Source organism: Streptomyces sp. NPDC031474, from assembly GCF_055581185.1.
Window position 1 is genome coordinate 215,166 of sequence record NZ_JBVIJX010000010.1, and the last position, 23,789, is coordinate 238,954.

At 71.5% G+C, this 23,789-nt stretch carries 22 protein-coding genes; 7 read left to right on the plus strand and 15 right to left on the minus strand.

Features of this window, described 5'->3' with window-relative positions:
* Window positions 1–197 precede the first annotated feature (197 nt).
* The 3 genes from ACZ5SK_RS22480 to ACZ5SK_RS22490 are packed head-to-tail and all read right to left on the minus strand — an operon-like array spanning window position 198 to window position 2,376.
* The gene (locus ACZ5SK_RS22480) at window positions 198–1,136 is read right to left on the minus strand and encodes a PDR/VanB family oxidoreductase (RefSeq protein WP_334575363.1); all 939 of its coding nucleotides are present in this window, start codon (window positions 1,134–1,136) and stop codon (window positions 198–200) included.
* Window positions 1,133–1,306, minus strand: coding sequence for a hypothetical protein (locus ACZ5SK_RS22485; protein WP_319671217.1), 174 nt, complete (start codon window positions 1,304–1,306; stop codon window positions 1,133–1,135). The genes ACZ5SK_RS22480 and ACZ5SK_RS22485 overlap by 4 nt, the downstream gene beginning before the upstream one ends.
* Entirely contained in the window at window positions 1,303–2,376 is a 1,074-nt protein-coding gene (locus ACZ5SK_RS22490) for an aromatic ring-hydroxylating dioxygenase subunit alpha (RefSeq protein WP_334575361.1), read from the minus strand. The genes ACZ5SK_RS22485 and ACZ5SK_RS22490 overlap by 4 nt, the downstream gene beginning before the upstream one ends.
* A gap of 218 nt (window positions 2,377–2,594) precedes the next feature.
* On the opposite strand from ACZ5SK_RS22490, the gene ACZ5SK_RS22495 reads away from it, so the two are divergent.
* Window positions 2,595–3,071 (plus strand): tautomerase family protein, encoded by a 477-nt coding sequence (locus ACZ5SK_RS22495; protein WP_457494008.1) that lies wholly within the window; start codon window positions 2,595–2,597, stop codon window positions 3,069–3,071.
* Between the two features lie 21 nt (window positions 3,072–3,092).
* Here the strand turns inward: ACZ5SK_RS22495 and ACZ5SK_RS22500 are convergent, their stop codons facing one another.
* Window positions 3,093–3,674 carry a TetR/AcrR family transcriptional regulator gene (locus ACZ5SK_RS22500; RefSeq protein ID WP_334575359.1) on the minus strand — a complete coding sequence of 194 codons (582 nt, stop codon included), beginning with the start codon at window positions 3,672–3,674 and terminating at the stop codon, window positions 3,093–3,095.
* A 338-nt stretch (window positions 3,675–4,012) separates the two neighbouring features.
* On the opposite strand from ACZ5SK_RS22500, the gene ACZ5SK_RS22505 reads away from it, so the two are divergent.
* Entirely contained in the window at window positions 4,013–5,158 is a 1,146-nt protein-coding gene (locus ACZ5SK_RS22505) for an alpha/beta hydrolase-fold protein (RefSeq protein WP_468157056.1), read from the plus strand.
* Window positions 5,159–5,289: 131 nt separating this feature from the next.
* Here the strand turns inward: ACZ5SK_RS22505 and ACZ5SK_RS22510 are convergent, their stop codons facing one another.
* The 4 genes from ACZ5SK_RS22510 to ACZ5SK_RS22525 all read right to left on the minus strand — a co-directional run bounded on the left by ACZ5SK_RS22510 (window position 5,290) and on the right by ACZ5SK_RS22525 (window position 9,108).
* Entirely contained in the window at window positions 5,290–6,303 is a 1,014-nt protein-coding gene (locus ACZ5SK_RS22510; RefSeq protein WP_361701933.1) for a protein-ADP-ribose hydrolase, read from the minus strand.
* Between the two features lie 92 nt (window positions 6,304–6,395).
* Window positions 6,396–7,157 (minus strand): nuclear transport factor 2 family protein, encoded by a 762-nt coding sequence (locus tag ACZ5SK_RS22515; RefSeq protein ID WP_334575354.1) that lies wholly within the window; start codon window positions 7,155–7,157, stop codon window positions 6,396–6,398.
* 190 nt (window positions 7,158–7,347) lie between these two features.
* A complete protein-coding gene (locus tag ACZ5SK_RS22520; RefSeq protein WP_457494009.1) occupies window positions 7,348–8,223 on the minus strand; it encodes an SDR family oxidoreductase in 876 nt (291 codons plus the stop codon).
* Between the two features lie 48 nt (window positions 8,224–8,271).
* Window positions 8,272–9,108 (minus strand): SIR2 family NAD-dependent protein deacylase, encoded by an 837-nt coding sequence (locus ACZ5SK_RS22525; protein WP_334575352.1) that lies wholly within the window; start codon window positions 9,106–9,108, stop codon window positions 8,272–8,274.
* Between the two features lie 101 nt (window positions 9,109–9,209).
* Here ACZ5SK_RS22525 and ACZ5SK_RS22530 point away from each other — a divergent pair, with 101 nt between their 5' ends.
* Window positions 9,210–10,112: a helix-turn-helix domain-containing protein gene (locus ACZ5SK_RS22530; protein WP_334575350.1), complete on the plus strand. Its 903-nt coding sequence runs from the start codon at window positions 9,210–9,212 to the stop codon at window positions 10,110–10,112.
* Between the two features lie 125 nt (window positions 10,113–10,237).
* Here the strand turns inward: ACZ5SK_RS22530 and ACZ5SK_RS22535 are convergent, their stop codons facing one another.
* A complete protein-coding gene (locus ACZ5SK_RS22535) occupies window positions 10,238–10,645 on the minus strand; it encodes a PPOX class F420-dependent oxidoreductase (RefSeq protein WP_334575349.1) in 408 nt (135 codons plus the stop codon).
* A gap of 335 nt (window positions 10,646–10,980) precedes the next feature.
* On the opposite strand from ACZ5SK_RS22535, the gene ACZ5SK_RS22540 reads away from it, so the two are divergent.
* Window positions 10,981–13,035, plus strand: a complete 2,055-nt coding sequence (locus tag ACZ5SK_RS22540; protein ID WP_457494011.1) for a phosphocholine-specific phospholipase C — start codon at window positions 10,981–10,983, stop codon at window positions 13,033–13,035.
* Between the two features lie 78 nt (window positions 13,036–13,113).
* Entirely contained in the window at window positions 13,114–13,809 is a 696-nt protein-coding gene (locus tag ACZ5SK_RS22545) for an LURP-one-related/scramblase family protein (protein ID WP_334575346.1), read from the plus strand.
* Window positions 13,810–13,815: 6 nt separating this feature from the next.
* On the opposite strand, the gene ACZ5SK_RS22550 is transcribed toward ACZ5SK_RS22545, so the two are convergent.
* The gene (locus ACZ5SK_RS22550) at window positions 13,816–14,790 is read right to left on the minus strand and encodes a DMT family transporter (RefSeq protein WP_334575345.1); all 975 of its coding nucleotides are present in this window, start codon (window positions 14,788–14,790) and stop codon (window positions 13,816–13,818) included.
* Window positions 14,787–15,584 (minus strand): phosphatase PAP2 family protein, encoded by a 798-nt coding sequence (locus ACZ5SK_RS22555; protein WP_468576520.1) that lies wholly within the window; start codon window positions 15,582–15,584, stop codon window positions 14,787–14,789. The genes ACZ5SK_RS22550 and ACZ5SK_RS22555 overlap by 4 nt, the downstream gene beginning before the upstream one ends.
* A gap of 177 nt (window positions 15,585–15,761) precedes the next feature.
* On the opposite strand from ACZ5SK_RS22555, the gene ACZ5SK_RS22560 reads away from it, so the two are divergent.
* Window positions 15,762–16,388: a TetR/AcrR family transcriptional regulator gene (locus ACZ5SK_RS22560; protein WP_361701939.1), complete on the plus strand. Its 627-nt coding sequence runs from the start codon at window positions 15,762–15,764 to the stop codon at window positions 16,386–16,388.
* Window positions 16,389–16,623: 235 nt separating this feature from the next.
* Here the strand turns inward: ACZ5SK_RS22560 and ACZ5SK_RS22565 are convergent, their stop codons facing one another.
* Window positions 16,624–17,667, minus strand: a complete 1,044-nt coding sequence (locus ACZ5SK_RS22565; RefSeq protein ID WP_468576521.1) for a DUF2510 domain-containing protein — start codon at window positions 17,665–17,667, stop codon at window positions 16,624–16,626.
* Window positions 17,668–17,964: 297 nt separating this feature from the next.
* Between ACZ5SK_RS22565 and ACZ5SK_RS22570 the strand changes: the two genes are divergently transcribed.
* Window positions 17,965–20,679 carry an ATP-binding protein gene (locus tag ACZ5SK_RS22570; protein WP_334575341.1) on the plus strand — a complete coding sequence of 905 codons (2,715 nt, stop codon included), beginning with the start codon at window positions 17,965–17,967 and terminating at the stop codon, window positions 20,677–20,679.
* Between the two features lie 37 nt (window positions 20,680–20,716).
* Here ACZ5SK_RS22570 and pcaDC read toward each other — a convergent pair whose 3' ends face one another.
* Genes pcaDC through pcaG form a run of 3 tightly spaced genes read right to left on the minus strand, consistent with a single transcriptional unit; the run spans window position 20,717 to window position 23,783 of the window.
* The gene (pcaDC, locus tag ACZ5SK_RS22575; RefSeq protein WP_334575340.1) at window positions 20,717–21,841 is read right to left on the minus strand and encodes a bifunctional 3-oxoadipate enol-lactonase/4-carboxymuconolactone decarboxylase PcaDC; all 1,125 of its coding nucleotides are present in this window, start codon (window positions 21,839–21,841) and stop codon (window positions 20,717–20,719) included.
* Entirely contained in the window at window positions 21,838–23,181 is a 1,344-nt protein-coding gene (gene pcaB / locus ACZ5SK_RS22580; protein ID WP_334575339.1) for a 3-carboxy-cis,cis-muconate cycloisomerase, read from the minus strand. Before pcaB ends, pcaDC begins: the two co-directional genes overlap by 4 nt.
* Window positions 23,178–23,783 carry a protocatechuate 3,4-dioxygenase subunit alpha gene (pcaG, locus tag ACZ5SK_RS22585; RefSeq protein ID WP_334575337.1) on the minus strand — a complete coding sequence of 202 codons (606 nt, stop codon included), beginning with the start codon at window positions 23,781–23,783 and terminating at the stop codon, window positions 23,178–23,180. Before pcaG ends, pcaB begins: the two co-directional genes overlap by 4 nt.
* Window positions 23,784–23,789 lie beyond the last annotated feature (6 nt).

Below are 23,789 nucleotides of genomic sequence, written 5' to 3' on the forward strand. Positions count from 1 at the left end.
GCGGCCGGGTGGGCAACCGGTCGCGCTCCGGCGGCAGATCGACCTCCAGGGGCATTGTCCAACTTCTTCCGCTTCAAGGGCAGTTCGACGTTGTCTCCCACTCGTATCCAGGGGAAGACAGACGAGTTCGCCCGCCCCGACGGTGAAGGTCGGGTCGTGCACCGCCTCAGTCGGTTCGGGGTCGGCCGCCCTCGTGGTCAGAGGTCGAGGACGAGCTTCTTCCCGAGACACCGCGACACGCAGATCATCATCGTCTCCCCGGCCTCGCGCTCCTCGGCCGTGAGCACGGAGTCGCGGTGCTCCGGCGTGCCCTCCAGCACGTCGGTCTCGCAGGTGCCACAGGTGCCCTCGGTGCAGGAGAACAGCACCTCGACGCCCGCGGCGCGCACGGTGTCCAGGACGGAGACACCCGGCGCGACGGTCAGCGTACGGCCGCTCTGCGCGAGCTCGACCTCGAACTCGCCGTCCTGGCCCGCCGGTTGATCCTTCGCCTGGAACCTCTCGACGTGCAGCGCACCGGACGGGCAGCGCTCCTCCACCGCGTCCAGCAGGGGACCGGGACCGCAGCAGTAGACCAGGGCGCCCTCGGGCAGCGCGTCCAGCACCGAACCGAGGTCCAGCAGCCCGGTCTCGTCCTGCGGGGCGACGGTGACCCGGTCGCCGTACCGGGCCAACTCCCCGGTGAACGCCATGGAGTTGCGGGAGCGGCCGCCGTACAGGAGCGTCCAGTCGGCGCCCGCCGCCTCGGCCGCCGCCAGCATCGGCAGGACCGGCGTGATGCCGATCCCGCCCGCGATGAAGCGGTACCGCGCGGCCGTGCGCAGCGCGAAGTGGTTGCGGGGGCCGCGCACCCGCACCTTGTCGCCCTGCCCCAACTGCTCGTGCACATAGGCGGATCCGCCCCGCCCGTCCGGCTCCCGCAGCACCGCGATCCGCCAGGCGTGACGGTCGCCCGGATCGCCGCACAGCGAGTACTGCCGCTCCAGGCCCGGCCCGAGCACCACATCGACGTGGGCGCCCGGCTCCCAGGCCGGGAGCGCCTCGCCCAGGGGGTGGCGCAGGGTGAGGGCGAGCACGCCGTCGGCCGCGAACTCCCGCTGGCCGACGACGAGTTCGGCCTCGTACACGTCGCTCATGACGCTTTTCCTTGTGGCTCGTGTCCTTCGGGGTGGGCGAGCATCCACTCCCACATCTCGATCGGGTCCTGCGAGGCGTGCTCGGCTCCGCAGTGACAGGTGCCGTGCAGGACGTCGGTGCCCGGCAGCCAGTCGATGCGGTAGATCTCGCCGGTGGCGCCGGTGCTCACAGGACCTTCTCCACGGGCTTGTCGCCCTCCTCGACCAGCCGGGCGAGGATACGGCGGGCGGCGAGGCCGCCGGTGTCGATGTTGATGCTCAGCTCCTGGTACCCGGCCCGCTCCGAACCGAGCGTCCGCTGCAGGAGGTTGAGCGCGTCGACGTCCTGCATGACCACCGTGTGGTTGTTGCCGCGCAGGAACTCGGTGACCTCGTCGTCGTCGGTCGCCCAGTCCCGCGAGACCATCCAGAAGTCGTACACCTTGCCGTCCGCGGACGGTGTGATCGCGTACGTGATCTCGGTGTGGAAGCCGTTCGGGTCACTGCCGTCCGCCTCCGGCAGGACGCCCACCGGCGCGATGCGGCTGTGCAGCAGGTACAGACAGGGCGCGTGGTACTCGATGTCCTGCCAGCGGGTGATCCGGCCCTCGATGCCGGTCGACTTGGCGTAGAACGGCGGGCACTCGGCGTCGTCCATGTGCCGGCTGACCCGTACGATGCCCGCGCCCTCGTCGACCTCGGTGGTGATCGGCGTCTCGGCGACCTCGGGGGTGCCGATGTAGCCGCCGTGCAGATACGTCTCGTGGGACAGGTCGAGGAGGTTGTCGACGAGGAGCCCGTAGTCCGCGTCGATGGGCTCCATGCCGCGCACGGTCGTCCAGCCGGGGGCGTCGAGGTGGCGGGCGCGCGGGATGGTCTGCGGGTCGGCGAGCGCCGGGTCGCCGATCCAGACCCACACCAGGGAGTCCTGCTCGACGACCGGGTAGGAGGCGACCCGGGCGGTGCGCGGCACGCGCTTCTGGCCGGGCACGTACACGCAGGTACCGGTCGTGTCGTACGTGAAGCCGTGATAGCCGCACACGAGCCGGTCGCCGTCCAGCCGGCTCGGCTTCTCGTGCAGCGGGAACCGGCGGTGCACACAGCGGTCGGCCAGCGCGACCGGGGTGCCCTCCTCCTCGGTCCGGTAGAAGACGAGCGGCTCACCGAGGATTGTCCGGCCGAGCAACTCCTCGCGCCCGACCTCGTGGCTGTAGGCGGCGACGTACCACTGGTTCCTGGCGAAGGCGGTCGTGTGCGGCATGGCGGCTGGCTCCCGTCTTTGGGTCGTGGCGACATCGTCGTGACGGGCTGCACACGTGCGCAATACGGCTTCCGTGTCACGGAAGGGGGCGGGGAATCCCCATGGCCCTGCATGAGGGGGTCACCCTCGATCCCGACGACCCTGTGGGCGCGCCGGGTATGACAGTCGCTATAAGCTGTGTAGCCTGCCTCCTATAACGACTGTCATAGGAGGATGTCATGACCATCGTCACCGTGAACGCGCCGACGGGGCGCCTGAGTCTGGAGCAGCGCCGTGAGCTGGCCGAGACCCTGACCGACGCGGTACTGGTGCCCGAGGTGGGGCAGCATGCCCCGGCCGCCCGGGTCGGGTTCCAGGTGCACTTCGTCGAACGTGAGCGGGACATGATGGCCATCGGCGGCCGACTGCTGGCGGACGCCGGCCCGGAGCTCGACGTGATGGTGATCGACATCGCGGTCATGGACGCCGCCTGGCAGCAGGAGGTGCGGGCCGAGGTCATCGACCGCGTCCTGGCCGCGCTGGCGGCAGCCTGCGGGCTGGAGAAGCCGGCGCCGGCCTGGTGGGTCAACTTCCGGGTGATCGACGAGGGCAGTTGGGGCTCGTCCGGGGGTGTGCTGTCGATCCTGCCGCTGCTGGAGAGCGGGGTCTTCACCGAGGACCGGGTCAAGGCGGTGCGCGCCGCACTGGGTGTCTGAAGCGGAATGCCGGGAGGCGGCTCAGTCCTTGATCGTGGCCAGAATGAGCGCCTGCAACTGCTCGGCGGTGTCATCGAGAGGCTGGGTGCTGCGCTTGGCGCGGCACATGGCCACGGTGCCCTCGACGGCGGCGACGATGAGCGTCGCGAGCTGGGCCGCCTGATCCTGCTCGGCGCCGTGCTCGCGCAGCGAGTCGGCGAGCAGGCTCTCCCATGTGGTGAAGACGTCGGCGGCGGCCGCGATGGCGGTGGTTGCCTCATCGGTCGCGGGTTCCTCGATGGAGACGGCGAGGACGGGGCAGCCGGCCCGGAAGTCGCTGTCGACGACGATCCTGCGCCACACGGCGAGAAAATCCCGCAGTCCGGCGACCGGCCCCGCCTCCAGCGCCCTGCGCAGACCCCGGGCGGTCCACTCGCCCGTGTACCGGACGGCCTCCGTGGCCAACTGCTGCTTGCCGTCGGGGAAGTAGTGGTACGTCGAACCCAGCGGCGCCCCGGTGTACTTGGCGGTCTCGCGGATGCTGGTCGCATTGAGGCCGCGCCGACTGATCATGTCGGCCGCACCTGCCACGATCCGCTCGCGCACCGTCGGACTGGGCTTCATGGACACGATTCCTTCCGGTCCCATTTTTTATGACGACCGTCATAGCATAGCGTGACCCCGCCTCCAGCAGAGACAGGCCTGCTCATCCCTGGTGGAAGCCACCGTGAGTACTGTCGCCACCCCTGACACCCTCCACCGCGTGGCGGATGCCGTCCGCCAGGTCACGGCCCAGCTCACCGGACGACGACGCACGCGGGCGGAGATTCCCGAGGTGGACGAGTTCCCCACCGGCGTCCGGATCTACAGTCCCGTGACCGGAGCCGGAAGTCCGCTCGCTCCACCCGTGAGCGTCACGTCGACCACCGACGGGGGGTCCGCCCGGATACGGCCATGGCGGCATGAGCGCCATGCTGCTGGACGAGCTCATGGGCCGCGCCTGCGCGACCCGTGGGGCGCCCGGTCTGGCGGTCTCCCTCCACCTCCGTTACCACGGGCCCGTACCGCTTCGGACACCGCTGCGGATCCTCGCCCGGGTCTCCGACACGGACAACCGCAAGACGCACGTGAGCGGCTCGATCACCACAGAGGCGGATCCCGCCACGTCAACCCACCCCGAACTGGTCACCAGCCAGGCGGAGCGTCTGGACGAAAATCCCTTGCGGCGAAGGGTGGTGATCGCCCTACGGTTGCTCCCCGTGACCATGGAGATGCCCTACCAGCCACTTCCGATCGACCAGTCCGACGTGCGCTACATCCACGGGCCCGATTCCGCTCAGCAGTCGGGCGTGCCCGCCGGCGAGACGGTCGAGTTCGAGTGGCGGGGCAGCGCGGTCTACCCGGGAACCTTCCGGAAGTTCTGGGTACACGTGCCCGCACAGTACGACCCGGCGCAACCGGCATCCTTGATGGTGTTCCAGGACGGATGGTGGTACCTGGACCCCGCAGGGGAGGTACGCGGCGCGATCGTCCTGGACAACCTCGTTCACCGCGGCGACATCCCCGTCACCATCGGCGTGTTCGTCGATCCCGGCGTCTTCCCCGATGGGGAGAACCCGAAGAACCGTAACCACGAGTACGACGCCTTCGACGACCAGTACGTCACCTTCCTCCTCACCGAGATCATCCCGCAGGTTGCGGAGCGGTACACCATCGCCCGGTCGCCCGAAGGGTGGGGCATCTGCGGCGGGAGCAGCGGCGGCAACTGTGCCTTCACCGCCGCGTGGCTGCGTCCGGACAAGTTCCGCCGCGTCATCGGATGTCTGTCCAGCTTCGCGCAGATGCCGGACGGCAATCCCTACCCGGACCTCATCGCCCGCGTCCCCCGCAAGCCGCTGCGCATCTTCATGCAGAGCGGCCACCGCGACCTGCACTGGAATGAGCCCCAGGGGAACTGGCTCGCCGAAAACCTGCGCGTGGCAGCCGCTCTCGCTGAAGCGGGCTACGACTTCCGCCTTGTCCTGGGAGACGGCGGACACAGCCCCAACCACGGCGGCGTCCTGCTGCCGGACGCTCTGCGCTGGCTGTGGCGGCCCGATGAGGATTGATCGACACACGCATCATCCAACCGGGCGCCGGCTGCGATGAGGTGGGCTGCACCCTGGTCGCATACAAGATCACTTGCTTGACCAGGCGCGTCGTCGTGCTTGGGTCCGCCCGTCCGCGATCGACCTGTCGCTCACACTTGCGCTTCCGGCGGGCCCTGCTCGTCCTGGCCCATCCCGCCTGCGGCGAGGGCGTGCCTGTAGGCGCGTTCGTCGGCGTCTTCGAACACGGTGAACACCACGCGGTCGAATCGTCCGGGATGCGCTGCGATCCAGTCGGCGACGGTGTGCAGCGCGACCGGGGCGGCTTCCTCCTTGGGGTAGCCGAAGACGCCGGTGCTGACGGCGCAGAAGGCGAGCGTGCGGATGGTCTCCACCTCGGCCGCGAGGTCCAGGCATGCCCGGTAGGCGGAGGCGAGCGCCTGCGCGTCCTGCGCGCGCGGACGGCCCTGGACGACAGGGCCGACGGTGTGCAGGACGTACCGCGCCGGCAGGTGGTAGCCCCGGGTGATCTTGGCCGTGCCGGTGGGTTCGGGGGCTCCTTGCGCCGTGATGATCGTGTGGCAGTCGTCGCGCAGCTGAGGTCCGGCGGCGTTGTGCAGGGCGTTGTCGATACAGGGGTGCAGAGGGCGGAAGCAGCCGAGCAGTCGGCTGTTGGCGGCGTTGACCACGGCGTCGGCGGCAAGGGTGGTGATGTCTCCCCGCCACAGCACGGCCTCGGCCGGGGCCCGGACGGTCGCGCCGTGGAACTCCTCCGCGATCGTGGGCAGTTCACGTGCCGAGACGGTGGGCCGTAGGCGCCGCTCCGCGCCGAGGAGCGCGTCCAGCTCCCGGTCCGCTCCCTCCGGCAGCGGACCGGGATCACGTACGGTCAGCAAAGCGCGCAGCATCCGGCGGGACGTGCCGGCGTCGGCGAGGTGTCTCAGTGAGTCGGCCCGCAGCCCCAGCCGGGACACGGCCGGATCGGCACTGAGCAGGTGCAGTGCCGAGCGCACATGGGCGTCCAGCCGAGCGGTCGTGGCCGGGGGCGCCGTGGGGCGGAAGGGCTCGTCGAGGGCTACGGCCGACCGGTGGGCGGCCAGGGGCAGCGCGGAAAGCTGTGTCTGCGTTCCGGCGACGGCATCGGACTCGACTCGGATCGGACTCATCGAAGGCTCCGGGTGGGGCGGGTGAACGAGGTGTGCTGATGGCCCGGCATCGGCACGCGGCGCGCGTGGGCCGGGCCATCGGGTGGATCACATCAGAACAGGCCGTTGCCGTGGGGCAGTTCGGCCGGGACGGGGGCGATGACGTCCCAGTGCTCGACGATCTTGCCGTCCGCGACACGGAAAAGGTCGTAGTAGGCGACGGGCACGCCGAACTCGCCCTCGGACTGCGTCAGCACGAACTCGCCCTCGGCGATGACCTTGTGCACCTTCTTGTAGATCAGGTTCTTGCCCTGCTCGGCCCACTTGGCCGCGGCCGCCCCGAAGCCGTCGAGGCCGTCGGCGGCGTCGGTGTTGTGCTGGTGGTAGGTCTCGGTGGAGATGTAGTCGGTGAGCACCGAGTAGTCGGCGCCGACGAGGACCTTCTCGGCGAACTCGGCCACCAGGGCACGGTTGGCGTCGGTCTTGTCGGTCTCGGTGACCGCGGCGGGGCCGTCGGTCTGGGAGCGGCCCGAGAGGGTGTCCTTGACCTGCGGGGTCAGGGCGTCCCAGTGCTCGGCCAGCTTGCCGTCGGCGTCGACCCGGAAGATGTCGAACCCGACGAGCGGGTCCGGACCGAAGCCGAAGTACGTGCCGTGGAGGGCGACCAGGTCGCCGTCGGCGATGACCCGGGCACCTTCGTAGCGGAAGTCCTCACCCAGGCCTGCGACGAGCCCGCGCAGGGCCTCGGGCCCGTCGGCGGCGAGCGCGCTGTGCTGCTTGTAGTCCGCGGCCACCCAGCGGTCCACGGCGGACGGGTCCTTGTCGCCGAACAGCTCGGCGGCGGCCTGAAGGACGGTGTTCTTCGCGTTGCTCATGACGGTCTTCCTTGCTTGGGGACCTGGCCGGGACGGACCGGCGGTCCAGCGGCGATATGTTCAAACTATGCCGAGGACATCCGATCGATCGGCAGAGATAGCGACTACCGATGGTCAAAACACGACACGGTTGCTTTGCTGAACCGTACGAGGACCCCGTCCCGCCGGGCGGTGCCGACGGCGGTGCGGGTCAGCGCCCGGTCGCGCGGACGACGTCGGCGAGGGGGGTGGCGGGGCGGCCGGTGAGGCGGGGCACGGCGTCGCTGACTCCGTCGAGTTCGCCGGACGCGATGGCCGTGTAGGTGGACACCCACGCGTCCAGCTGCCACGGCGGGGCGCCGTAGGAGGCGCGGGAGGCATAGGCCTCCTCGACCGTCTCCTGTCGGTAGGTGACGGTGCGTCCGAGCTGCTCGGACAGGACTGCGGCCGCTTCGTCCAGGGTGAGCGACTCGGGCCCGGTCAGGTCGTAGGCGAGGCCCGCATGGTCGTCGGGCCGGGACAGCACCGCGTCGGCGGCGTCGGCGATGTCGTCCTGGCTGACGAACGCGGCGCGCCCGTGCCCGGCCGGGCCGCGGATGGCGCCGTCCTCGCCGACGAGGTCGGGTACGAACTCCGCGTAGAGGTTGTCCCGGAGGAAGGTGTACGCCAGGCCGCTCGCGCGGATGTGCTGCTCGGTGTGGAAGTGGTCGCGCGCCAGGGTGAAGGTGGCGTCGGGCGCCGCGCCGTAGAAGGAGACGTACACCAGGTGCCGGACGCCTGCCTCCGCGGCCGCGTCCACGAACGCCTTGTGCTGCGCGAGCCGGTCGGCGCTCTCGGAGGCGGAGACCATGAAGACGGTGCGGGTGCCGGCGAGGGCCTCCCGTACGGCGTCCCGGTCGGCGTAGTCGCCTCGCACCGCCACCGCGCCGGGAAGCCGTGGAGCGCGTGCCGGGTTGCGGGCCAGGAGCCTCTGCGGGACGCCCCGCTCGGCCAGTCGCCGTGCGACGCGCCCGCCCAGTCGGCCGGTGGAGCCGGTGACGGCGATCGTGGCTGCGGATGCCTCGGATACCTCGGATGCCTGGGACATGTCGTGACTTCTCTTCCTGTGGTGACGGAGGCGCGCTGCCGCCGGACGTCAGGGATCGAGCCCGTCGAGGAGCCGGTCCGCTCCCTGGGGAACGGCCAGAGCTCGTGCCCCGAGGTCCGAGGGGACGTCGGGATGGTCGGGGTTGATCCGGACGAGGCGGGCCCGAGGGGTCTGGCGCACCAGGTTCTCCATGGGCCGGCGGATCACGCCGGGAGTATTGAATCCGGCGCCGATTTCCAGCACGAGCAACGTGCTGTCCGTGGGCGCGTCGTCGAGCCACCGGGCCAGCCGCTGCCCTGCGGGCGCATAGGAGTCGTAGACGAACTCGGGACCGACACGGATGTTGGGGAAGACGTCGCCACCGCAGCGGGGGCAGCGCGGCAGGGCCGTCGGGTCCGTCACCCGACCCGTGTCACGGTCGTACGCGGCGAGGATCGTGTCGAGGAAGGGCCTGCTGGACCAGGTGTCCCGCGTGCACGGAACCGTGCACTGGAGGCGGCCGTAGTCGCCCTGCGGGGTGAAGACCCGGTCCGCCTCGAAGCCGTTGCGGGCGAAGAGGGCGTCGACGTTGGACGTCATCACCCAGTGGTCGCGGTCGCCGGCCAGCCGCCTCAGCGTGCGGTACAGGGGGTTGGGTTCGGTGCGGTAGCGGATGTCGTCGATGTGGACGGCCCAGTAGCCCCACATCATGTCCTTCGGCAGGGGCACGCCGAGCAGATAGCGCGAGCGCAGGCCGAGCCCGTACAGCGCCGGCAGCAGTTCGCGGAAGCGTTCGGCGTCGCCGTAGTCGTAGCCGGCGGCCGCGCTCAGACCGGCGCCGGCCGCGATCAGGACCCGGTCGGCCTCCTGCAGCCAGGTGCGGATGGTCTCTTGTGCCGGTGCCACGTGCCGTCCTTTCCTGTTTCCGCCAAGGAGACGTCTTGTCCGCGGGCGGCAGCACCAACGTACGAGGAGTGCAGGGAGAAAGCCGGATAAGCTTCCGACTGATGATGGCCAAAAAGCGACACGATTCCTCGCGTGAGATTCCGCAGATCGGATTCGCCGCGCCCGCGGGCACTCCCGCCGGTGTCGAGGTCATGTCGCTGGCCGAGCTACGGCGGCGTGTCTGCGAGCGCACCCTCGTGCGGCCTCAGCGCCCCGACTTCCACCACCTGCTCACTCTCACCGCGGGCGACCTCCGGCACGTCGTCGATTTCAACGGCTACGTTCTGCGGCCGGGCTCCTGGCTGTGGGTGCGCCCGGGGCAGGTGCACCAGTGGGGCGACCCCACCCAGGCCGAGGGCACGCTGATCCTCTTCCGGCAGGACGTGCTGGACCCGGCCACGGCTACGGCCGCTCGGGTCGACGATCCGCACGCGCCGGTCGTCACCACTCCCGTCGCCGCCGACGCCGAGGCGGTGACCATGGCCGCGGAACACCTGAGCCGCGAGTTCCAGGCGCTCGGTCACCTGCCCCTTGAAGCGCACATCGCGGCCCTGCGCCACCTCCTCGCCGTCCTCCTGCTGCGGCTGGCCCATCTCACGGTCCCCGTCGGGGGCCCCGCTCCGGAGCCGGACGAGACCTACCTGCGGTTCCGTGACGCGGTCGAACAGCGCTTCACCGCCACCCGACAGGTGGAGGACTACGCCCGCATGCTCGGCTATTCGGGGCGCACCCTCGCCCGGGCCACCCTGGCGGGCGCCGGGCTCAGCGCGAAGGAGTTCATCGACCGCCGGGTCGTGCTGGAGGCGAAGCGTCTGCTGGCGCACGGCGACGAAACCGCCGCCCAGATCTCGGACCGCCTTGGCTTCGTCACGGCCTCCCAGTTCAGCAAGTACTTCATGCACCGCACGGGCCGTTCCCCGATCGACTTTCGCAGGGAGATCCGGGGACAGGTGACCAACCAGTAGGACCACACCCGTTGGCTCCGAGAGGAGCGCCTCCTCCGTCGGGGGGCGGCCATGTCTCCGGCTGTCTTGGCGGGCGGGCGCCCGCCACCGGCCGCGTCGCGCCCGCGCCTGCCGTAAAGGGCTGGTCAGAGCCGTCCGGTTGTCCTGCTCGGAGTGACGCGGACGATGACGCGCTCCCCGTCGTTCTTCGAGGCCGGGTTGAAGGTGGCGTACTCCTGGCCCGTGTACTTGAGGGAGAGCTCGTTCACCAGGTCGCTGGCGGGGTCGGGGGTGAGCGTCGCGGTGCCGCGGATCTCGGCGTAGGTGTACGGGTTCTCGGGCGGGTTGATCATCACGGTGACGCGCGGGTCGCGAGCGATGTTCTTGCCCTGAGCCCGGTCCACGGTGGTGGAGAACAGCAGGTCGTCGCCGTCGCGCTTGATCCAGACGACGGTCAGGTGCGGCCGCCCGTCGGCCGCCACCGTCGCCACGGTCGCGAAGACCCGGGAGTCGTCGAGGTACTTCTTCAGTTCGTCGGAGAGCTCGGCTGCCACGGTCGAAGTCCTTTGTCCGATGTCGTGTGTGAGGTTGAAGCGTGCCACGAGGGTGCGGTGGATCCGTGAAGCGCGTGTGCTGCAACCCTGACGCGGTCACGAGAATTCCCGTCGGGCAGGGAGTCGACGGCCGACGGTGACTCCCGTTCTCCGTACGGCCGTTCGAGGCACTTGGTGATCTCATGGCCTGTCGCACACCCCACGTACCGTCGACTTTCACATCGGCGTCATCCGGGCCTTCCCTGACGTTCGGTGCTCTTGGAAAACTCCTTGCGCGCGCACTCCGTCACCGAACCGGCCGGCAGAACCCCATCTGCACGAGAGGTGCCTCACCCATGTCCGAAGTAAACCGGCGCCGCTTCCTCCAACTCGCGGGCGCCACCACGGCGTTCACCGCGCTCTCCAGCTCCATCGAGCGCGCCGCCGCGCTGCCCGCGAACCACCGCACGGGGTCGATCGAGGACGTCGAGCACATCGTCGTCCTGATGCAGGAGAACCGGTCCTTCGACCACTACTACGGCAAGCTGAGGGGCGTCCGTGGCTTCGGCGACCCCCGCCCGGTGACCCTGGCCGGCGGAAAGTCCGTCTGGCACCAGCCGGACGCCGGCGGCAAGGACGTCCTGCCGTTCCACCCCGACGCCGACGACCTGGGCCTCGCCTTCATCCAGGACCTCCCGCACGGCTGGAACGACGGCCATGCCGCCTTCAACTGGGGCAAGTACGACAAGTGGGTGCCCTCGAAGAGCGCCACGACGATGGCGTACCTCACCCGCGAGGACATCCCCTTCCACTACGCGCTCGCCGACAGCTTCACCATCTGCGACGCCTACCACTGCTCCTTCATCGGCTCCACCGACCCCAACCGCTACTACCTGTGGACCGGCTACACCGGCAACGACGGCAAGGGCGGCGGCCCGGTCCTCGGCAACGACGAGGTCGGCTACAGCTGGACGACGTACCCCGAACGTCTGGAGCAGGCGGGGGTCTCCTGGAAGATCTACCAGGACGTCGGCGACGGCCTGGACAAGGCAGGCAGCTGGGGCTGGATCCAGGACGCCTACCGCGGCAACTACGGCGACAACTCGCTGCTCTACTTCACCCAGTACCAGAACGCCCAGCCCGGCGACCCGCTGTACGACAAGGCCCGCACCGGCACCGACGCCCGCAAGGGCGAGGGCTTCTTCGACCAGCTGAAGGCCGACGTCAAGGGCGGCAAGCTGCCGCAGATCTCCTGGATCGTCGCGCCCGAGGCCTTCACCGAGCACCCCAACTGGCCCGCCAACTACGGTGCCTGGTACGTCGCCCAGGTCCTCGACGCGCTCACCTCGGACCCGAAGGTGTGGGCGAAGACGGCGCTGTTCGTCACCTATGACGAGAACGACGGCTTCTTCGACCACCTGCTCCCGCCGTTTCCGCCGGCCTCGGCCGCGCAGGGCAGATCGACGGTCGACGTCGGCCCGGACCTCTTCAAGGGCGACAGCGGACACACCGCCGGCCCCTACGGACTCGGCCAGCGGGTGCCGATGCTCGTCGTCTCCCCCTGGAGCAAGGGCGGCTACGTCTGCTCCGAGACGCTCGACCACACCTCGGTCATCCGGTTCATGGAGCGCCGCTTCGGCGTCCACGAGCCGAACATCTCGCCGTGGCGCCGGGCGGTCTGCGGCGATCTGACCTCCGCCTTCGACTTCTCCCGCAAGGACACCCGGCCGGTCGCCCTGCCCGACACCGACGGCTACCGGCCCCCGGACAAGAACCGCCACCCCGACTACGTGCCCACCCCGCCGGCCAACCCCGTCCTGCCGAAGCAGGAGCGCGGCCACCGGCCCACCCGCCCGCTCAAGTACACCCCCGCAGTGGACGCTTCGGTCGATCCGACCGCAGGGAAGCTCACCCTCACCTTCGCCTCCGGGGCCAAGGCCGGCGCCGCCTTCCTGGTCACCTCCGGCAACCGCACCGACGGGCCCTGGAGCTACACCACCGGGGCGGGCGCGACCGTCTCCGACACCTGGAACTCGGCGTACTCCGGCGGCTCGCACGACCTGACCGTGCACGGCCCGAACGGATTCCTGCGGGTGTTCAAGCAGGCCGGGAAGGCGGCGGGGACCGAGGTGGTCGCACGGCACCTCAGCGACGGCATCGAACTGACCTTCACCCACCGCGGCTACGAGACGGTGGAGCTGAAGCTGGCCGACGGGTACGGCGGCCGGACCACGACCGTGAAGCTGCGGCCCGGGGCCGTGGTCAAGCGCACCGTGGACCTGCGCGCGAGCCGACGGTGGTACGACCTCACCGTCACGTCCACCACGGACAGCGCGTTCCTCAGGCGGTTCGCCGGCCATGTCGAGAACGGCCGCCCCGGCGTGAGCGACCCGGCGATCATCACGGAGTAGCGGCGGAGGTAAATACCCGGTCAACGCGGCACCGTGAGGTCTGGTCAGGTCCCGGTGGGCTCGGGATAGTGTGCCCCGGTGAACATACATTCGAACCAACCCGCCGGCCCTGACCCGCGGGTCCAGCGCCAGGTGGAGCAGCAGGCCGGGGTCGCCCCCAGCGGCCCCGGCGGCGGCACGCTGTTCAGCGAGCCGGTGCTGGTGGTGAACCAGAAGGCCAAGCTCATCGAGCTGACCAACGAGTACAAGGTCATGGACCAGCAGGGCAACCAGCTCGGCTCCGTGGTCGAGGTCGGCCAGGGTTTCCTGCGCAAGGTCGTGCGCTTCCTCAGCGACTGGGACCAGTACCTCACGCACAAGCTGGAGATCCGTGACGCCCACGGTCAGCCGGTGCTGCGGCTGACCCGTCCGGCGAAGATCTTCAAGTCCCGCGTGATCGTGACCCGCCCCGACGGGCAGCAGGTCGGGGAGATCGTCCAGCAGAACGTCTTCGGGAAGATCAACTTCTCGATCAACGTCGAGGGTCGGCAGATCGGCGCCATCAAGGCGGAGAACTGGCGGGCGTGGAACTTCGCCATCGTCGACCACGAGGAGAACGAGGTCGCCCGGATCACCAAGACCTGGGAAGGCCTCGCCAAGACGGTGTTCACCACCGCGGACAACTACGTCCTGCAGATCCACTACCAACTGCCCGAGCCGCTGCTGAGCCTGGTCGTCGCCACCGCTCTGACCGTGGACACGGCGCTGAAGCAGGACGCCCGCGGTATCGGCTGACGCCCGTCACAGCGGGGTGAGATGCCCCGGCTCGGACCTCGGCCGGGGCAGCAGCGCCGGTTCGGCCGACGCCGTCCGCGGGTGCAGGGCCAGTACCGCCGCCACCGGGTGCTCCTCCGCGGGCACCTCGTGGGGTGCGTCGAGTCCATGGATCGCGCCGGGTTCCGGCGCGGCCCGCGACAGCAGCACCACGCCCCGCCCCGCGAGCGCCGCTCCCGCGAGGGCGAGAAGCACGCCCGCGGGCCCGCCCTGGAGGCGTTCGCCGAGCAGCAGGAGGCCTATCGCCGCGGCGGCCACCGGGTTGGCCAGCGTCACCATCGCCAGCGGGGCGCCGAGACCGCCCCGGTAGGCGGTCTGCGACAGCAGCAGCCCGCCCGTCGCGAAGGCCGCGACCAGCAGCGCCACCACGATCACCTGCACGCTGAGCAGCGGCCCCGACCGGTCCGTCGCGGCCACGGTCACCGTCTGGGTGAGCGCCGAGGCGACCCCGGAGGCGAAACCGGACGCCGTCGCGTGCCGCAGTCCGGGCTTGGCGCCGCGCCGGGCCAGCAGCCCGATCAGCGCCGCCGTCACCCCGGAGACCGCGACCGCCTCCGGCAGAGTCAGGACGTCCTCGGGGGCCGGCCCCGAGGCCGTGACCAGGATCGCGGCCAGGCCGGCCAGGGTGAGGGCGGTGCCCCGCCACTCGGCGAAGGTGACCTTGCGGCCCGCGACCCGCGCGCCCATCGGCACCGCCGCGACCAGCGTGAGCGCCCCCAGCGGCTGCACCACGGTGAGCGGTCCGTACTTCAGGGCGACCACGTGCAGCAGCGCGGCGGAGGCGTTCAGCCCCACCGACCACCACCAGGCACTGTTGCCGAGCATCCGCAGCAGGCCGGTGCCGGGGTTCCGGGAGGCCAGCCGCTCCTGCGCGACGGCGGCGGCCGCATAGGCGACGGCCGAGAAGAGGGACAGGACGACGGCGACGAGGGTGGCGTTCATCGGCCCGCTCCCACCAGGACAGGCCGTTCGGCCGGGACGAGGGCGCCCGTACCGCGTCCGGCCGTGGTGGCCGTGCGCCGGGGGGCGTGGATCAGTGTGAGCGCGACGCCGAGCAGGGCGCCCGCCACGACCGCGTCGAGCCAGTAGTGGTTCGCCGTGCCCACGATCACCAGCAGCGTCAGCAGCGGATGCAGCAGCCACAGCCACCGCCACCGCGACCGGGTGGCGACGATCAGGCCGATCGCCACCATCAGGGCCCAGCCGAAGTGCAGCGACGGCATCGCCGCGAACTGGTTGGAGAGGTGGTCCGTCTGCGGCGGGCCGTACACCGACGGCCCGTACACGCGGGCGGTGTCCACCAGGCCCGTCGCCGCCAGCATCCGGGGCGGGGCGAGGGGGAAGGCGAGATGCAGCGCCAGGGCGGCGGCGGTGAGCGCGGCCAGCACCCGGCGGGCCCACACGTAGTGCGCCGGGCGGCGCAGGTACAGCCAGACCAGGAAGGCCAGGGTGGCCGGGAAGTGCACGGTCGCGTAGTAGGTGTTCGCGGCCTCGGCCAGTCCGTCGCCGTGCAGCAGCAGGGACTGCACCGAGCCCTCGCCGGGCAGATGCAGCCACCGTTCCACGTGCCACACGTCGTGGGCGTTGCGCAAGGCCTCGCCGGTGTGGCCCGAGGCCAGCTGCCGGCCGAACTTGTAGACCAGGAAGAGCCCTGCGACAAGCAGGAGCTCGCGGACTATCGGCGGCCGGGTCGGCGCGGCCGGTTCCGCTTGTTCAGGCTCCGTGCGGGCATTCATCCCCCGGCCCCTTCGCTGTGACGGTGGTGCGTTGAGCTGTGACGGTGGCGCGTTTGATCGATCGATACTATGTCGTACCGATACGCCAGTGTACCGATACGCGCGGGTACCGGTACAATGGCGTTTCGATTGACATACGCCACACTGGAACCGGGCATAAACGGAGAGGGAGAGAAGATGACGTCGCAGGCCGCGGAGGGACCGGAGCCGGTCGCTGCAACGCGCCGCTCCAAGATCACGCCCGAGCGTGAGAAGGAGTTCTTCGACGCCGTCCTCGAGCAGATCCGCGAATGCGGATATGAAGCGGTCACCATGGAAGGCGTGGCGGCCAGCACGCGCTGCAGCAAGTCCACGCTCTACCGGCAGTGGAAGACCAAGCCCCAGTTCGTCGTGGCGGCCCTGCGCTCCCGCCGGACGGCGCGGCTCGCCGGCATCGACACCGGTTCGCTCGCCGAGGACCTGCGCGCGGCCGCGCGGGCCGCGGGCGGCTGGTCGACGAACGACAGCAAGCTGTTGCAGGCCCTCGGCCACGCCGTGAACGGTGACGAGGACCTCGCGCGCGCGTTGCGCGAGGCGCTCATCGATCCGGAGATCGAGGCGCTGCGGGACATCCTGCGGCGCGGCGTCGAGCGGGGGGAGATCCCGGCCGGCCATCCCGCGCTGGAGTACATCCCGGCGCAGTTGTTCGGCGTGGTCCGGGCCCGACCGGTGATCGAGGGGCAGTACGCCGACCCGGACTACCTGGTCCGCTTCGTGGAGGCGGCCGTACTGCCCGCCCTCGGGCTCTCCGTGGCGTCACCGTAGAAGACCCAGGCCGCCGTTCCCGGGATGACGGAACGACGGCCTGCTCGCGCCGCACCGTGGGGACGGGGGCGGCGCGCACCCCCCGGCCGGGTGGGGTTCCCCTTTGAGCGGAGGGGTGCCCCACCCGGCCGATCGTTTTCTCCACGGAACCCGCGGGCCCCGTGGATTCCGGGGGTTCCGCGGGTCCTGCGGGTCACGTGTGTCATGTGTGTCACGTGTGTCGTGCGGGTCCGGCTCAGACGTCGTGGCCGCTGCCGCCGCCCTTGGCCACCTTGATGCCCTGGGTGATCGTGTCGATGACCGTCAGGCTCTGGTCCGCGTCCACGCCGAAGCGGAGCACCACCAGCCGCTTGGTGTCCGCGGGCGCCGGGAACGCCAGCGACTCGACGACGCCGTCCGCGCCCTTGCTCGTGACCGCCTTCCAGCGCACCAGGTAGCCCTTCTGCCCGGCCACCGTCACCGCCTTCGAGTCGAGCACCTGGTGCGAGGTGATCGAACCGTACGTCTTCCCGCCGTAGGACTCCTCGGCGTTGGCCGCGATGTCCGCCTTGGCCACCTGCTCCGCGGTGCTGCCCTTGGTCTCCAGCGCCTCGACGGGCGCCGAGTACACACCCCCCTTGGTGCAGGTCTTCGAGGTGTCGCCGGGGCACTTGTAGGAGGAGTCGGAGGTGATCTGCGCCCCCACGCTGAGCTCCTGGCCGGTCCAGCCCTTCGGGATCGGGATGCTGATCCCGTTGAGCGCGTCGGTCACCGCACCGCTCTTGATCTTCGGCGGCTCGGACTCGCCGGGGGAGGGGGAGGCCCCGCCCGATCCGCCGGATCCTCCCGAACCACCGGAGCCGCCGGGCCCGCCGAACGGCCCGCCGTCGCCGCCGGGACCGCTCTGTCCGCCCGGACCCTGGGCCGTGCCGCCGCCTCCGCCTGAGCTGTCGTCCTTGGCCAGCGCGTACACGCCGACCCCGATGCTCGCGAGGACCGCGACGGCCGCCGCGACGGCTATGCCCGTCCGCAGCCCGCGCCGCTGCCCCGCGCCCGCGGGAGCGCCGGGTTGCACCGGATGGCCCGAATAACCCGAATAGCCCGGATAGCTGGGATACCCCGGTTGTGCCGGATAGGTTCCGTCGGTCGGGGTCTGCGCCGGCGGACCCCATACGGCGGCCGAGCCCGCGGCGCGGGTCTGGTCCGTCCATGTCTTGCCGTCCCACCAGCGTTCGGTGGCGGGACCGTCACTTGTCTGCCCCGGATCGGGATACCAGCCGGGAGGAGTCACCTGCGTCATGCCCCCACCGTATGAGGCGTCGGTGAAAGCCGGATGAGAGGGCGGGCACTCGGCGGAATTCGGCTCCGGTCGCCGCGCCGGTGCGCCGACGCCCGGTTGGCGTGAATTCGACGTCAATTCGGCGCGCGTCAGCCGCCGTTGACGTCACAGGGCCACTCCCGCAGGCCCGCCGGGGCGTCGAGGGCCACCCTTGTCACCCGTCGAGGCGGGACCTGCGCCGACCGCCCTCCGCGCGGGCCCCCGGACGGCTACGCTCGAGGTCCGTACGTCGTTCGGGCGACTTGGGGAGGTAGCGGGATGACGGAGGTCAGGCCGACGGCGGCCGCCTCGACTTCCCTCTGGGAGCGCGAGAGGGAAGTCGCCGCGATCGCGCAGGCGGTGGAGACACTCTGCGCCCGCCAGTCCTCGTCGGGTCACCTGCTGGTGCTCCGGGGCGAGGCGGGATTCGGCAAGACCGCTCTGCTGGCCGAGACACGTCGCATCGCCGAGGACCACGGCTGCATGGTGTGGTCGGCCCGCGGCGGCGAGACCCTGAAGTCCGTCCCCTTCAATGTGGTACGGCAGTTGCTGCAGCCCACGCTGCTGTCCCTGCACCCGGAGGAGGTCCGCGAGTACCTCGGCGACTGGTACGACATCGCGGGCCCCGCCCTCGGCATAGCCGAACCCGGCGAGGGCCACGCCGACCCGCAGGGCGTGTGCGACGGCCTCGTCGCCGCCGTGACCCGGCTCGCCAGGCGGGACTACCCGCTGGTGCTCCTCGTCGACGACGCGCACTGGGCCGACCAGGAGACCCTGCGCTGGCTCGCCGCGCTCGTCGAACGCCTCGACGAGCTCTCCGTCCTGGTCGTCGTGGCCCGTCGGCCCGGCGAGGTCAAGGGCGACGCCGCCCGTCATCTCGACGCCATCGGCGAGGCCGCGGGCCGCGCCGTCACCAGCCTCAGCGCCCTGACGCCGGCCGCGGTCGCCGGCCTCACCCGCGCCACCCTCGGCGCGCACGCCGACGCCGCGTTCTGCCGCGAGGTGTGGGCCGTCACCGACGGCAACCCCTACGAGACCGTCGAACTCCTCGCCAAGGTCCGCGACAGCGAACTGGAGCCGAGCGAGTCCTCGGCCACCGAACTGCGCCCCCTGAACCGCGCCGCCCGCGGCGGCGGCCTCGTCGACCGCCTGGAGAAACTGGGCGTCGACGCCACCAAGTTCGCCATGGCCGCCGCGATCCTCGGCGCCGACATCTCCGTCGCCCAGGCGGCCCGGCTCGCCGGTCTCGGCCGGGACGACGCGGTGCGCTGCGCCGAACTGCTGCGCAACGCCCGCATCCTCACCGAACCCGCCCCGGGCGCCGTCCCCGCCGACGACGGCGACCTGGAGTTCGTCCACCCGCTGATCGCCTCCGCCGTCTACGACTCCATCCCCACCGGCCTGCGCACCGCGATGCACGGCATCGCCGCCCAGGTCGTCGCCGACGCCGGAAACGGCCTCGCGGCCGCCTCCCGCCACCTGCTCCAGGTCCACGCGGAGGGCGACGAGGAACTCGTCGAGCAGCTGCGCGAGGCCGCCCGCGAACACCTCGCCGTCGGCGCCCCGGACGCGGCCCGCCGCTGTCTGGAACGCGCTCTGCAGGAACCGCCCGCCCCCGACGTCCACGCGCACGTGCTCTACGAACTGGGCTCCGCGACCTTCCTCACCGCACCCGCCAGGACCATCGAACACCTGCGCACGGCACTCGGCATGCCCGGTCTCGACGGTGCCGAGCGCGTCGACGCCGTCTGCCGCCTCTCCCAGGCGCTCGTGCACAACGACCAGCTGGAGGAGGGCGTCCGCACGGTCGAGGCGGAGGCCGCCCGGCACGCCCCCGGACCCGCCCGGCTGCGACTGCAGGCCGTGCAGCTCATGTGGGAGGGCGTGCACGCCGGCGAGACGGCCTCACCGCGCGGCTCGGAGAAACTCGCCTCGCTCGTCGCGGCCTGCACCGGCCGGGACAACGCCGAGCGCGCCCTGCTCATCCTGCGCGGCTTCGACGCGGCGATCCACGGCGAGAACGCCATGGAGGTCGTCGAGTTCTGCGACCGCGCCCTCGTCAACGGCCGCCTCGCCCCCGGTCTCGGCTGGACCGACCAGGAGTGGGGCATCGAACTGCTGATGATGCTGGCCGGCTCCTACGCCTACACCGACCGGCTCGACCGCGCCGACGCCCTCCTCAACGAGGCCCTGCGCGCCTACGTCTCCGTCGGCTGGAGCGGGGGCCATCTCGCCCTGGCGCATGCCTACCTCGGGGTGGGGCTGCGCCGCCGGGGCCGGCTGAAAGAGGCCGAGGAGTCCCTCAGGGAATCGCTGCGCCTCGCCGAACGCGTCGGCCGCGGCCTGCCCCTGTACTGGTCGGCGACCTGCAACCTCGTCGACACGCTGCTGGTCCGCGGCCATGTCGCCGAGGCCTGGGAGACCGCCGAACAGTACGGCTTCGCCCCGCCGTACCCGTCGACGATCGTGCTGCCCGACCCGCGGACCGTGCGCGGCCGACTGCTGCTGGCCGTCGGCCGGGTCAAGGACGGCATCAACGAACTGGAGGCCGCCGAGAAGGCCGCCACCGCCCGCGGCCACCTCAACCCGGTGATGAGCCCCTGGGCCGTCGACCTCGCCCGGGCCCTGGCCGGTGAGGACCCGGACCGTGCGAACCGGCTCGTCATCGAGGCCCGCCGTCAGGCCGAACGCTTCGGCACCGACACCGCGATCGGCGAGGCCCTGCGCTGCGCCGCCGCCCTGGAGACCGGCCAGCGCGCGGTCCGGCTCGCCCAGCAGGCGGTCACCTATCTGGAGTCCTCGCCCTGCCAGTACGAACACGCCGCCGCCCGCGTCGAGTACGGCATCCTGTCGCGCTCGGCGTCCGAACTCGGCCGGGGCCTGACCCTGGCCCGTTCCTGCGGCGCCGACGGCCTGGCGGAGAAGGCACAGCTGGCCCTGAACGGGCTGGGCGCGCCGCAGGTGGGCCTCGTCCCCGGACAGACCCGGAGGTAGCTCCCCGACGCGTCGCGGCGCTGCGGCCGGATGCGTCTCAGCCGGTTCCGTCCTCCTGCGCCAGCACCCGCTGGGCCGCCGCGAATGCCGAGTTCGCCGCCGGGACCCCGCAGTAGACGGCCGTCTGCAGCAGGACCGCGCCGATCTCGTCCGGCGTGAGCCCGTTGCGCCGGGCCGCCCGCACGTGCATGGCCAACTCGTCGTAGTGGCCGTGCGCCACCAGCGCGGTCAGTGTGATCATGCTGCGCTCGCGGCGGCTGAGGGTCGGGTCGGTCCAGATCTCGCCCCAGGCGTAGCGCGAGATGAAGTCCTGGTAGCGCGCGGTGAACGCGTCCTGCCCGGCCTGCGCCCGGTCCACATGCGCGTCCCCGAGCACTTCGCGCCGCACCTGCATGCCCCGCTTCGCCCCGCCGTCGAGATGTGCCCGCAGCGCGGTCAGCACGGCCTCGGGACACTCGGCGGGCGCGAGGTGCGAGGCCCCCGGCAGCTCGACCAGCGCCGCACCCGGCACCGCGTCCGCGATCTCCCGCAGATGCGCGGGCGGCGTCGCCGGATCATGACGCCCGGCGATCAGCAGCGTCCGTACGGCGATCTCCGGCAGCCGCTCGCGCAGGTCGAAGGCGCCCAGCGCGTCACAGCACGCGGCGTAGGCTCCCGGGTCCGCATCACGGTGGTCGGCGATCAGCTCCGGCACGGTGAACCCCGGTGTGAACCAACGGGAGTTCGCGTTCTCGGCGAGCCCCGCCAGACCTTCCCTGCGCACCAGCGCGGCCCGCTCCTCCCACGGCTTCGACCCGTTGAAGTGGGCCGAGGAGCAGATCATCGCCAGCGATGAGAGGCGTTCGGGGTGGTGCAGCGCCAGCTGCAGACCCACCGCGCCGCCCAGGGAGACGCCCGCGTACGCGAACCGCTCCAGGCCGAGGGAGTCGGCGAGCGCCAGCACCAGTTCGGCGAGATCGCCGACGGTGGCCCCGGGACCGATCAGGTCGGCCGCCGAACCTCCGTGCCCCGGCAGGTCCCAGCGGACCACCCGATGCGTGACGGACAGCTCCGGCGCGACCTTGTCCCACAGGGCGTACGAGGTGCCCAGCGAGGGGCCGAGCAGCAGCGGGGGCGCGGAAGCCGGCCCCTCGGCACGGTGGTTGAGCAGTCTCTTGGTCAACGTCGCTCCAGGGCACGGTCGGTGAGGACTCCGGCGGAGCCGGTATAGCGGGCGGGGTCGGTGAGGTCGTCGAGCGCGACGTCCTTCAAGTCGGGCTCCTCGGCGAGGAGTTCGACCAGGGGACGATCCTCCGCGTAGGCACGGCGGGCGAGTTCGGTGAGAAGCTCCTTGGCGCGGGCCCGGCCGAGCACGGCCGACAGCTCGGCGGACAGCCGCTCGGAGACGATCAGCCCGTGGGTGAGGGCGAGGTTCGCGCGCATCGCGTCCGCGTTCACCCGCAGGCCCTCCGTCAGCTCGGCCGCGTCCCGGGCGGCCCCGCCGGCCAGCCGCAGCAGGTCCCGCAGGGGCTCCCACTCGGCGTGCCAGGCCCCGGCGGGCCGCTCGTCCTCCGCCGCCAGGGACCCCTGCAACGTGGCCGCGAGCTGCGGGGCGCGCCGGGCGGCGGCCGCGATCAGCGTGGACCGTACCGGGTTGGCCTTGTGCGGCATGGCCGAGGAACCGCCCCCGCTGCCCTCCGCCACCTCGGCGATCTCGGTGCGGGAGAGGCAGAGGACGTCCGTCGCGACCTTCCCCAGGGCGCCCGCCGTGAAGGCCAGACAGGCGGCGAGGTCGGCGATCGGCGTCCGCAGGGTGTGCCACGGCAACTGCGGTGCCCGCAGCCCGAGTTCACGGGCGTACACGGCGGGCAGGGCGGTCGCGTCGTCGGCGCCGTACGCCGTGAAGGCCGCCAAGGTCCCCGCCGCGCCGCCGAGTTGGGCGGGCAGCGTGTCCCGTACGGCCGTCACGCGGTCGCGTGCGTCCAGCACCAGCGACCGCCAGCCGGCCGCCTTCAGACCGAACGTCGTCGGTACGGCGTGCTGGGTGAGCGTCCGGCCCGGCATCGGCGTGTCCCGGTGCTCGGCGGCGAGCCGGGCCAGCGCGCGCCGACTGCGGTCGAGGTCGGCCAGGACGAGGCCGAGCGTGCGCACCGCCACCAGCATCATCGCCGTGTCCATGATGTCCTGGCTGGTCGCGCCCCGGTGGACGTACGGGCCGTACTGCGTGCCGACCGCCTTCGTCAGATCGGCGACCAGCGGGATCACCGGGTTCCCGCCGCCTCGGGCCCGCTCGGCGAGGGACCGCACATCGAAGTCACCGGCGCCGGCCGCCGAGGTGACCGCCGCGCCGGCCCCCTCCGGGGCCAGCCCCAGCGTCTCCTGGGCGCGGGTCAGCGCGGCCTCCGCGTCGAGCAACGCCCGCAGAAACGCGTGGTCCCCGGTCGCGGAGGCGGCGGCGGAGCCGGTCCACCCGGGGGAGAGCAGACCGGCCTCGGACGGACCGTCGGTGTGCGCAGGGGTCACTGGAACTCCAGGAAGACCGTTTCGCCCTCGCCCTGAAGGCGGATGTCGAAACGGTAGGTGCCCAGCGGGCCGTCCTGGGCGATCAGCGTGGCGCGGCGCGCCGGGTCCAGCTGCTTCAGCAGCGGATCCGCGGCGAGCGCCGCGTCGTCGCCGGGCAGGTAGATCCGGGTGAACAGGTGCACCAGCAGCCCGCGCGCGAACACGCACACACTCAGGTACGGGGCGCTGCGCCCGCGCGCGCCCGGCCGCAGCGTCCGCGCCGACCAGTGGCCGTCCGCGTCCGTCTGGACGCGTCCCCAGCCGGTGAACTCGACGCCGTTGCGGCCCAGGAAACCGCCGCTCGACGCATCCCGCCGCATCGAGCCGTCGACCTGGGGGAGGTTGCCCTCGGGGTCCGCGCCCCACAGCTCCAAAAACGCGTCCGGCAACGGTTTGCCCTCGCCGTCGTACACGTGACCCTGCAGCGTGATCGTGTCCGGGTGGCCGACGGGGGCGATGTCACCGCCGCCGGGGAACGGCAGGGCGTGGCCGTAGAAGGGGCCGACCGTGTGCGACGGCGTGGGCAGCACGGTCTCCGGACGGCTTGTGTCGATCTTCGTCATCGCTGG

What these genes read in the sequence shown, in the direction of transcription:
- ACZ5SK_RS22540 (WP_457494011.1), top strand. Translation starts at nt 10,981, where the DNA reads ATGTCCGAAGTAAACCGGCGCCGCTTCCTCCAACTCGCGGGCGCCACC.
- ACZ5SK_RS22490 (WP_334575361.1), bottom strand. Translation starts at nt 2,376, where the DNA reads ATGCCGCACACGACCGCCTTCGCCAGGAACCAGTGGTACGTCGCCGCC.
- ACZ5SK_RS22510 (WP_361701933.1), bottom strand. Translation starts at nt 6,303, where the DNA reads ATGAGTCCGATCCGAGTCGAGTCCGATGCCGTCGCCGGAACGCAGACA.
- ACZ5SK_RS22500 (WP_334575359.1), bottom strand. Translation starts at nt 3,674, where the DNA reads ATGAAGCCCAGTCCGACGGTGCGCGAGCGGATCGTGGCAGGTGCGGCC.
- ACZ5SK_RS22495 (WP_457494008.1), top strand. Translation starts at nt 2,595, where the DNA reads ATGACCATCGTCACCGTGAACGCGCCGACGGGGCGCCTGAGTCTGGAG.
- ACZ5SK_RS22550 (WP_334575345.1), bottom strand. Translation starts at nt 14,790, where the DNA reads ATGAACGCCACCCTCGTCGCCGTCGTCCTGTCCCTCTTCTCGGCCGTC.
- ACZ5SK_RS22565 (WP_468576521.1), bottom strand. Translation starts at nt 17,667, where the DNA reads ATGACGCAGGTGACTCCTCCCGGCTGGTATCCCGATCCGGGGCAGACA.
- ACZ5SK_RS22515 (WP_334575354.1), bottom strand. Translation starts at nt 7,157, where the DNA reads ATGAGCAACGCGAAGAACACCGTCCTTCAGGCCGCCGCCGAGCTGTTC.
- ACZ5SK_RS22505 (WP_468157056.1), top strand. Translation starts at nt 4,013, where the DNA reads ATGAGCGCCATGCTGCTGGACGAGCTCATGGGCCGCGCCTGCGCGACC.
- ACZ5SK_RS22480 (WP_334575363.1), bottom strand. Translation starts at nt 1,136, where the DNA reads ATGAGCGACGTGTACGAGGCCGAACTCGTCGTCGGCCAGCGGGAGTTC.
- ACZ5SK_RS22560 (WP_361701939.1), top strand. Translation starts at nt 15,762, where the DNA reads ATGACGTCGCAGGCCGCGGAGGGACCGGAGCCGGTCGCTGCAACGCGC.
- ACZ5SK_RS22520 (WP_457494009.1), bottom strand. Translation starts at nt 8,223, where the DNA reads ATGTCCCAGGCATCCGAGGTATCCGAGGCATCCGCAGCCACGATCGCC.
- pcaG (WP_334575337.1), bottom strand. Translation starts at nt 23,783, where the DNA reads ATGACGAAGATCGACACAAGCCGTCCGGAGACCGTGCTGCCCACGCCG.
- ACZ5SK_RS22555 (WP_468576520.1), bottom strand. Translation starts at nt 15,584, where the DNA reads ATGAATGCCCGCACGGAGCCTGAACAAGCGGAACCGGCCGCGCCGACC.
- ACZ5SK_RS22530 (WP_334575350.1), top strand. Translation starts at nt 9,210, where the DNA reads ATGATGGCCAAAAAGCGACACGATTCCTCGCGTGAGATTCCGCAGATC.
- ACZ5SK_RS22570 (WP_334575341.1), top strand. Translation starts at nt 17,965, where the DNA reads ATGACGGAGGTCAGGCCGACGGCGGCCGCCTCGACTTCCCTCTGGGAG.